General features: G+C 62.0%; 5 protein-coding genes and 1 pseudogene. 5 read left to right on the top strand and 1 reads right to left on the bottom strand.

Features of this window, described 5'->3' with window-relative positions:
* Positions 1-607: 607 nt before the first annotated feature.
* On the bottom strand, positions 608-1,732 hold the full coding sequence (locus C0Z16_RS36600) for a branched-chain amino acid ABC transporter substrate-binding protein (RefSeq protein ID WP_102636800.1): 1,125 nt from the start codon (positions 1,730-1,732) through the stop codon (positions 608-610).
* A gap of 320 nt (positions 1,733-2,052) precedes the next feature.
* Between C0Z16_RS36600 and C0Z16_RS36595 the strand changes: the two genes are divergently transcribed.
* The 5 genes and pseudogenes from C0Z16_RS36595 to C0Z16_RS39260 form a co-directional block, all read left to right on the top strand.
* A complete protein-coding gene (locus tag C0Z16_RS36595) occupies positions 2,053-3,144 on the top strand; it encodes a GlxA family transcriptional regulator (RefSeq protein WP_102636802.1) in 1,092 nt (363 codons plus the stop codon).
* A 187-nt stretch (positions 3,145-3,331) separates the two neighbouring features.
* Entirely contained in the window at positions 3,332-4,582 is a 1,251-nt protein-coding gene (locus tag C0Z16_RS36590) for a D-amino acid dehydrogenase (RefSeq protein ID WP_102636799.1), read from the top strand.
* A 58-nt stretch (positions 4,583-4,640) separates the two neighbouring features.
* The gene (locus C0Z16_RS36585; protein WP_102636798.1) at positions 4,641-5,633 is read left to right on the top strand and encodes an asparaginase; all 993 of its coding nucleotides are present in this window, start codon (positions 4,641-4,643) and stop codon (positions 5,631-5,633) included.
* Between the two features lie 47 nt (positions 5,634-5,680).
* Complete coding sequence (locus tag C0Z16_RS36580) at positions 5,681-6,601, top strand: ornithine cyclodeaminase family protein (protein ID WP_102636801.1); 921 nt, start codon at positions 5,681-5,683, stop codon at positions 6,599-6,601.
* A 156-nt stretch (positions 6,602-6,757) separates the two neighbouring features.
* A pseudogene (locus tag C0Z16_RS39260) lies at positions 6,758-6,947 on the top strand (hypothetical protein); the annotation flags it as partial.

Below are 6,947 nucleotides of genomic sequence, written 5' to 3'. Positions count from 1 at the left end.
GCTAAAGCGGCAATCGTCCAGGCGTTTGGGTCGGGATATTCGTAGTCCACGGGTGCATGTCCCGCCTCGACTGGCAGCTCGCTGCCAGTCCCACCAGTATCGATGAAAGCGGGACGGACTATCTATATTGGGTCGGGCTGCGTCAGTCCTCTCTTCGAACTCATCGCTGGAAAGCGGCCAGTGGAATTCCGCTGCCCTGAAGCGGTCAGTCGTCAGTGCGTACTCCCGACCCTGACCAGCCCTTCGGGCCGAGATTGCGGGTGTCCGTTTTAGCGTTGATATCGGCCTGTCGTTGTTCGACTGCAGTACTCAGTTCCTCCGTCTAGCCAGTTTGGTACCTTGAGGAAAGCACTCTAGCCATAGCCAACATTTGCCGCTTGCCGCCCGCGAGCGTCTGCGCGGTTGCAGAGTCCATTTGAGGTCAACCTTCGTTCCAGTGAAGGTCAGATGGGAACGCGTATTAAAGCGTCGCAGAGTACCTGCAAAGCGTGAACCGAAATGATGGTGTCGTAAGAAGGCGGCACAGGAACAAGCGCCTGTGCCGCTGCAGGAACGACAAGTCTGGAAGCGGAGTTTATAAGGAAACAAAAAGACTGCTAAAACGCGATTACTTCTCCACGACGCCCAGTAACGTCTGTCTGCCTCCAACATATCTGTACAGCGAAATTACGCCGTGCCGCAGATCACCTTTCGAATCGAACTGCGTTTCACCGAGCACACCGTGGTAGTCGGTGGCCGGCATCGCGGCGAGAATCTTCGCGGAGTCGGTCGATTGCGCGCGCTTCATCGCAGCGACGATAACGCCCACCGCGTCGTATGCGAACGGCGAGTTCAAGACCGGTGCATAGCCAAAACGCTTCTTGTAACGTTCGACAAAAGCTGGTCCTTCGACCATTTTCAGCAGCGGCGCACCGGCAATCGAGCAGATCACGTTATCGGATGCGTCGCCGGCAAGTTTCGCGAGATCGTCGGCACATAAGCCGTCGCCGGCCAGTACTTTCACCGTAATGCCGAGTTGCTTCGCCTGCTTCGCGAACGGGCCGCCCGTGCCGTCAAGTCCACCGTACATGATCGCGTCGGGCTTTTCGCCTTTGATTTTCGTGAGAATCGCGCGAAAATCGACCGCCTTGTCGGTGCTCGCGTCATGTGACAACACCGTGATGCCGTCCGCCTTCGCCTGCTTCTCGAATTCGACGGCAAGTCCCTGACCGTAGGCGGTCGAGTCGTCGACGATCGCAACCGTTTTCACCTTCAGCGTTTTTGCCGCGTAGTCGGCAAGCGCCGGACCTTGCTGAGCGTCCGTCGCGACTACACGATACGCGGTCTTGAATCCCTGCAGCGTGTACGCCGGATTCGTCGCGGATGGCGAGACCTGCACGATACCCGCATCGTTGTAGATCTTTGAAGCGGGAATGGTCGAGCCCGACTGCATGTGCCCGACCACCGCGACAACCTTGTCGTCCGCCAGTTTCTGGGCAACCTGAGTCGCCTGACGCGGGTCGCCGGCATCATCCTGTGCGTCGAACACCAGCGTCACCTTGCGTCCGCCGATCATGAGGCCGGTCTGGTTGATTTCCTCGATCGCGAGGCGCGCGCCGTTTTCGGTGTCCTTGCCCAGGTACGAAGCCGGTCCGGTCACGGGCGCGGCTTCGCCGATCTTCACCATCTCGTCGGCACGGGCGACGCCCATTGCAGCGGCCGCCAACGTTCCCAGAATGCCGACAGTCGCCATGCCGCGACCCAAGGCTGTGCTTTTGCTCATGCTTCACCCGAAAAAGTAGTTGTGATTGGCCGGGACGAGCGGCCAGCGCCGTCCGTCGACCGGACGCACAAGCCGCATGCGTGTCAATGCGGCCGGTATGCCTGCCTTCGCTGGAGCGTTCCGCACCTCGGGGCGCGGCGTCGTTCGTTAGCGGTTACAAATTTATGCAGCCAGAATGCTGCGGCATTGAATCGATCTGCCGGAAAATAGAAGAATTGCGGCAAGCGCCAGCCACACCGATTCGCAACCCGTCACCGTATAATCAGAACGAACCGCCCACGAGTTCGCGCATGCCGACTGCTGACCCTCCTCCTAGCGTTTCCCAGCCCCATGCGCAGGCGGCTCACGAACTGGTCGAGCAGTTGGACGCGTTACCGCGTACGCTCCAGAAACGCGCAAGCCGCTCCGAAGCGGAATTGAGCGTTGGCATCCTCTTATGGCCGCGCTTTCCCATGCTGTCGCTCGCCGGCCTGTGCGATGCGCTGCGCCATGCCGCGGATCGCGGCGACCAGAGCCGTCAGTTGCGCTGCCTGTGGACGATCGTCGGCGTGCAAGGCGAATCGGTGGAGGCGAGCTGCGGTATTCCGGTGCAGGTGCAGTCCGCGTTTGCAGACGTCACGCAATTCGACTATCTGGTCGTGATAGGCGGCCTGCTGCCGCATCTCGATCACGTCGACCGTCGCTACTGGGACTATCTGAAACAGGCCGTCCACGCGGGCATTCCGCTAGTCGGCATGTGCACCGGCAGCTTCGTGCTGGCGCGCGCGGGCCTACTCGAAGATCGCGTCGCCTGCGTGCACAGCTTCCATCTCGACGACTACCGGCGCATGTTTCCGGCCTTGCGTGTCATCACGCACGCCGACTATCTGATTGACGGCGACCGCATCACCTGTGCGGGCGGGATTTCCGTGGTCGAACTGGCCGCGCGCCTGATCAGCCTGCATTGCGGGCCGGATCGCGCGTCGAAGGTGATTCATCAGATGACAGTGAGCCGTCAGGGCGGCTCCTCGTTTGTCGAGCGGCGCGCGGCGCTCGGCTACCTTTCCGTCGACGATGCCACGGTGCGTCACGCGGTGCTGCTGATGGAAGAGAACCTCGAAGCACCGCTGAACATTGCCGTCATCGCGAAGATGATCGGCACCAGCGTGCGCAATCTCGAACGCGCGTTCATGGCGGAGATGGACACATCGCCGAACGAGTTCTATCGGCGCATGCGCCTGCGCTACGCGCGCTGGATGCTCGTCAACACGGCACGCAAGATTACTGACATTGCGTACGAGTGCGGCTTCGCCGACTCCGCACATTTCATTCGCGTGTTCCGCGGGGCTTATGGCGTGACGCCGGGCAAGCTACGCGCGTCGCGGAGCGCTGCCGCGGCCTGACCCTCGCGGACCGCGCGCGGCGCATTTCGTCTCGTCCCTCAAACATCTGTCGCGTTTCTTCTATTTTCCGGCAGATCGGTGCAATTCCTCTGCGTCGATGCCACCGTACAGTGCAGTTATCGGGCACACCATGCATCGCGTGGCACACGCCCCAACGCAAATCACCCCAGAGAGCGAGTACGGCAGCATGCGGATATTGATCGTCGGCGCAGGCGTCATCGGCTTGTCGAGCGCGTATTACCTGAGTCGCGCGGGCCACGACGTGACGGTCGCCGACCGGCACGCGGACGTCGCGGGCGAGACCAGTTCCGGCAACGGCGGCCAACTGTCGTACAGCTATGTCGCGCCGCTCGCCGGCCCTGGCGTCGTCTCGCAGCTGCCGCGCTGGCTGACGCAGCGCGATTCGCCGGTGCGTCTGCGGCCCAAGCTGAGCGTCGAGCAATGGCGCTGGTGCTTCGCATTTCTTTCGGCATGCACTCGCGAACGCAGCGAACTGACGACACGCAGTCTGCTGTCGCTCTCGTTCCTGAGTCGAACGCTCATGCACGAGCTGATCGGCACAGAACCCACGCTCGACTTCGACTTCGTTCGCTCGGGCAAGCTCGTGGTGCACCGTGACGCGAACGCCATGCAAAATGCCCTGAGTCTGCTCGAATTCCAGCGCACACTCGGTTGTGAACAGCAGGCGCTGAGCGCTGACGCCTGCGTCGAACTCGAACCGGCGCTCTCACACGTCAAGCCGCTTCTCGCGGGCGGCATTCATACACCGAGCGAGGAAACCGCCGATTGTTTGCGCTTCTGCGAAGGCCTCGCGGCCGTGTTGCGCGAACGAGGCGTTCGCTTGCTGATGAATACGCCGATCGACACTTTGAGACTCAACGCGAACGGCGACGTGGAAGCTCTCCAGAACGGCGCACCGCTCGCAACGGATCATATCGTCGTCGCGTCGGGCGCCGGGGCGGCACACCTTCTGAAGGCGCTGCATATCCGTGTGCCGGTGTATCCGCTCAAGGGCTACAGCCTCACGTTCGATCTGCAACCGGAGACGGTCGCGCCGCGCCTCAGCGTCACGGATTTCAGCCGCAAAGTTGTTTATGCGCGACTGGGTGATCGATTACGCGTTGCGGGCATTGCCGATATTGAAGGCTATTCGCTCGAAGCCGATCCCATCCGGCTGGGGACGCTGCACACCGAGACAGCCGCTCTGCTCCCTGATTTGACCGGGTCCATCACTGCCCGCGAATGGACCGGCCTACGCCCGGCTACCCCACGCGGCACGCCGATTGTCGGACCGACACGTTACCGCAACCTGTGGCTCAACGTCGGCCACGGCGCGCTCGGATTCACGCTCGCGACGGGTTCCGCCGCGCTGCTCGCTGATTGGCTGGCAAGCAGCACCGGCCACGAACTGCGCCGCACGTTCGCCCTTTCCAATTAATGCCGCGATGCGATGCGATGCGTTTCGCGAGCGCGTTCCCCTACCTGATCCAACCCGCATGACAGCAAAGCCCAACATCCTGGTAATCGGCACCGGCGGCACCATTGCCGGCCGGGGCAAAGCCGCCGTGAACACGTCTGCCTACCTGTGCTCGGTGCTTGGCATCGACGACGTTCTCGATACCATCCCTCATGCCTTGGCGCTGGCCAATCTGCGCTCGGAGCAGTTGCTGCAAACGGGCTCCGAGAACTTCAATAACGAGCATCTGCTCGCAATCGGCAAGCGCGTTGCCAATGTGCTTGCCCGGCAGGATGTGGACGGTGTGGTGATCACCCACGGCACCGACACGATCGAAGAAACCGCGTATTTTCTGCATTTGACGCTCAAAAGCGTAAAACCGGTCGTCGTAGTCGGATCGATGCGCCCACCGTCGGCGATGAGTTCCGATGCCGCGCTTAATCTTTACGATGCAATCGCGGTCGCGGCGCACCCGTTGTCGCGCGGCATCGGTACGCTGGTGGTCGCCAATAGCGAAATACACACTGCGCGCGATGTCGTGAAGAGCAACAGCTTCAAGCTCGAAGCGTTTCGTTCCCCCTATGGTGCGCTTGGATATGTGATCGAAGGCGTGCCGCATTACTATCGCCGCCCATCGCGCGCGCATACGCTCGACACGCCGTGGTCGCTCGACAGGCTTGCCAGCCTGCCCAAAGTCGACATCGTCTACGGATACGGCGCACTCGAGTCCGATGCACTCGCGTCAATCGCCGCGAACGCGCGCGGGCTGATCTTTGTAGGCACTGGCAACGGCAACGTCGCCAGCCATCTGCTCTCGACACTTCGGGAAGCAGCGCGCCGCGGCGTGCACGTGGTTCGGGCATCGCGCACCGGCAACGGCATCGTGCTGCGCAATGGCGCGCAACCCGACGACGAGTATGGCTGGCTGACCGTCGGCGACCAGGTTCCGCAGAAAGCCCGACTGCTTCTCACGTTGGCACTCACGCAAGGCTGGGACACGAATACGTTGCAGGCCGCGTTCGAGCGCTATTGAAACCGCCGTTCCTGACGACCAACTCTCATCCGACCCGACACAACATCATGCATTTCATTACCGACTACCATGTGCGCCGTCTCATCACCATGCGCGACGCGATTGCCGAACTGCGCCTTGCGCTGATCGAACACGGCGCGGGCCGCGCATCGGTTCAGCCGCGCGTCAGAACGAAGGGCGAGCATGTATCGATCAGTGCGATGGGTGCAATCCTGCCGAGCGCGGGTGTGTGCGGTGCGAAGATCTATTCGACGCATCGCGGCCGGTTCGATTTCGTCGTTCCGCTCTTCTCGAGCGAAGACGGACAATTGATGTCGATTCTCCACGGCGACGCACTGACCGAATTCCGCACCGCCGCAGTCACGCGTATCGCCAGCGATGCGCTCGCACGGCCCGATGCACGCGTGCTCGCGGTGTTCGGCACCGGCCGGCAGGCCAGAGCCCATATCCGGGCGCTCGCCGACAATTCCAGCATCGAGCGCGTGCTGATCGCCGGAATCGACCATGTCGCACAGACGGTTGCGGAAATGCAGGCGTATTTCCCCGACAAACTGATCGAAGCCAGCCACGCGCACGCAGCCGCTCAGGCCGCCGATGTGATCGTCACCGCGACGCGAAGCGCGACACCGCTCTTTGACGGCACGTGTGTGAAGCCGGGCGCATTCGTCGCAGCGATCGGCTCGAGCAAACCCGATGCGCGCGAACTCGACGACGCGCTGTTGGCGCGCGCGAGCACGCTTGTCGTTGAGTCGCTGGAGCAGGCGCATACCGAAGCGGGCGATCTGCTGATGGCCGCGCCGGGTGTTGTCGACTGGGACCGCGTTGTCGAACTGGGCGCGGTACTCACGAATGCCCAGATTCCGGATCGCGCACGAGGCGACGTGACAATTTTTAAGTCGCTCGGCTTCGGTCTTTCGGACGTTGCGCTAGCCGGCTTGATCACACGCCGTATGACCCGCGAAGAGTAGTAGCACGCCTTCCAGATCATGTATCAAATCGACGAGACTGTGAGTGAATGACTGGCCGCGATAGCCCCACTTTGAGTCATTCGGCGTCACGGTGCGATGGTCGGTTCATGGGCCGCGTTGAGGCAATCCGCCTCGTTCTCCAGCAGGAGCCGAATCATGACCTCCCCACCGAACGTCAGCCCGCTGCGTCAGCGCATGATCGACGATATGCGCATGCGCCATCCCAAGGCGCCCGGCCTGTCCCTCGCGGGCGTCCGGTTGGCCATCCCTGACCACGCCGAGGGACTTCCCGTGTTGCGTACGCTTTCCTTGTGTACATGCTGTCGCCACTACCCCGGCGCAGCGA

Origin of the sequence: Paraburkholderia rhynchosiae, from assembly GCF_002879865.1 — a bacterium.
GTDB classification, from domain to species: domain Bacteria; phylum Pseudomonadota; class Gammaproteobacteria; order Burkholderiales; family Burkholderiaceae; genus Paraburkholderia; species Paraburkholderia rhynchosiae.
This window is presented reverse-complemented; position numbering and strand designations above follow the sequence as displayed.